Annotated in this window: 1 protein-coding gene; it reads right to left on the reverse strand. The window is 55.8% G+C overall.

Annotated elements, in window-relative coordinates; all coding sequences use genetic code 11:
- Positions 1-110: 110 nt before the first annotated feature.
- On the reverse strand, positions 111-2,534 hold a 2,424-nt coding region (locus AB1K80_RS17100), incomplete at its 5' end, for an exosporium glycoprotein BclB-related protein (RefSeq protein ID WP_412858135.1).

The raw sequence follows: 2,534 nt of genomic DNA on the forward strand, positions 1-2,534 counted from the left end.
TTTCTCTATTATAAAATGAGGAGATGGGAATTTTAAGGGAAAAAATAAGGCTGTCAAGATTTTCTCGACAGCCTGAGGATGACTCTAAACGAGTCATCCCTGTGATTGCTTTATGTGATGGATAAACCTGCACTAGCATAGCCTGCTACTGTATTTACTAAGGAAACACCAGTAGCTGTTGCTGAGAATACAACGAGCAATCTTGTTTCTGGTGTGACTGGAATATTCAGACCGGTTGCAATGCCATTTGAAATAGCACCTAGCGCTAAAGCACCTGTTAATGCCGGATTCAATGTCACACTTGCTATTTCGGTAAAGCTGTTATTTGGCGTTGGTGACGCAAATAACCTGGCTGTCACTGTAACACTCGTGCCGACTAAAGAAAGCACTGCTGTCGTACTAAAATATCCAGCAAATGAAGTGATGGTTCCCGTTCTCGGTACAGAAAATGCCATGTTTAGCAGTGTGCCGGCTGCGCCTGTTAAATCAAGCACTCCGCCTACAATGCTGACCCCGGTCGCAGAGTTACCAAATCCAATTAAACTAGATGTTCCAACAAGACCACCTGCAACTGTTGTCAATGCCGCCGGTGTGCCCGATGCAAATGGAATGATCGCACTTGATCCTGGCAAACCTGTGGCCCCGGTACCTGTTGCACCGGTTGCACCTGTAGCGCCGGTCGCTCCTGTAACGCCGGTTGCTCCCGTTTCTCCGGTCGCTCCTGTGATACCGGTAGCACCTGTCACTCCGGTTGCTCCTGTGATACCTGTAGCACCTGTTTCTCCGGTCGCTCCCGTGATGCCTGTTGCGCCTGTTTCTCCGGTTGCTCCTGTGATACCTGTTGCGCCTGTTTCTCCGGTTGCTCCTGTGATACCTGTTGCGCCTGTTTCTCCGGTTGCTCCTGTTGCGCCTGTTACGCCTGTTGCGCCTGTTGCGCCTGTTTCTCCGGTTGCTCCCGTGATGCCTGTTGCGCCTGTTTCTCCGGTTGCTCCAGTAACCCCCGTCGCGCCTGCGGCAGCTAATAACGTATAATCGGTTGACGTATCTGGAGTGCCCGTTGGTGGTGCTGTATTTACGAGATACGTTCCACCTTCATATGTCACCACTTGACCTACTGGATACGTTGGTGCTTCTGCTGGATCGAATGCTACAACTCCTGCTAAACCTACTCCTGTTGCTCCCGTTTCTCCGGTAGCTCCTGTGATACCTGTAGCACCTGTTTCTCCCGTGGCTCCCGTCTCTCCAGTTGCACCCGTCGCGCCTGTTTCTCCCGTGGCTCCTGTTACACCAGTTGCTCCTGTTTCTCCTGTGGCTCCTGTTTCTCCTGTGGCTCCTGTTTCTCCTGTGGCTCCAGTTGCCCCTGTTTCTCCAGTCGCTCCAGTGATACCTGTAGCACCTGTTTCTCCGGTCGCTCCTGTGATGCCTGTTGCGCCTGTTTCTCCGGTTGCTCCTGTGATACCGGTCGCTCCCGTAACCCCCGTCGCACCTGAGGCAGCTAATAACGTATAATCGGTTGACGTATCTGGGGTGCCAGTTGGTGGTGCTGTATTTACGAGATACGTTCCACCTTCATATGTCACCACTTGACCTACTGGATACGTTGGTGCTTCTGCTGGATCGAATGCTACAACCCCTGCTAAACCTACTCCTGTTGCTCCGGTTTCTCCGGTCGCCCCTGTGATGCCTGTAGCGCCAGTTGCTCCGGTTTCTCCCGTGGCTCCTGTTACACCGGTTGCTCCCGTCTCTCCAGTTGCACCCGTTTCTCCAGTTGCTCCGGTAACGCCGGTTCCTGTGGCGCCGGTTGCTCCCGTTTCTCCCGTGGCGCCTGTTACACCGGTTGCTCCCGTTTCTCCAGTTGCTCCGGTGGCTCCTGTACCTGTAGCGCCGGTCGCGCCTGTTTCTCCCGTCGCGCCTGCGGCAGCTAATAACGTATAATCGGTTGACGTATCTGGAGTGCCAGTTGGTGGTGCTGTATTCACGAGATATGTTCCGCCTTCATACGTCACCACTTGACCTACTGGATAAGTCGGCGCTACTGCTGGATCAAATGGTACGACCCCAGCTAAGCCGACACCTGTGGCGCCGGTGGCGCCGGTGGCTCCCGTGGCTCCTGTACCTGTGGCGCCTGTCGCGCCTGTTTCTCCCGTGGCTCCTGTTACGCCGGTGGCGCCTGTCACTCCAGTTGCACCAGTGGCGCCGGTACCTGTGGCACCCGTCGCACCTGTTTCTCCCGTGGCTCCTGTTACACCGGTTGCTCCCGTCTCTCCAGTTGCTCCGGTGGCTCCCGTACCTGCGGCACCCGTCGCACCTGTTTCTCCCGTGGCGCCTGTTACACCGGTTGCTCCCGTCTCTCCAGTTGCTCCGGTGGCTCCTGTACCTGTGGCACCTGTCGCGCCTGTTTCTCCCGTGGCTCCTGTTACACCGGTTGCTCCCGTCTCTCCAGTTGCACCGGTCGCTCCTGTTCCTGTGGCACCTGTCGCGCCTGTTTCTCCCGTCGCGCCGGTTACGCCGGTTGCTCCTGTGGCGCCGGTTGC

It is taken from the genome of Bacillus sp. 179-C3.3 HS (assembly GCF_047229225.1).
GTDB lineage: Bacteria > Bacillota > Bacilli > Bacillales > Bacillaceae > Bacillus.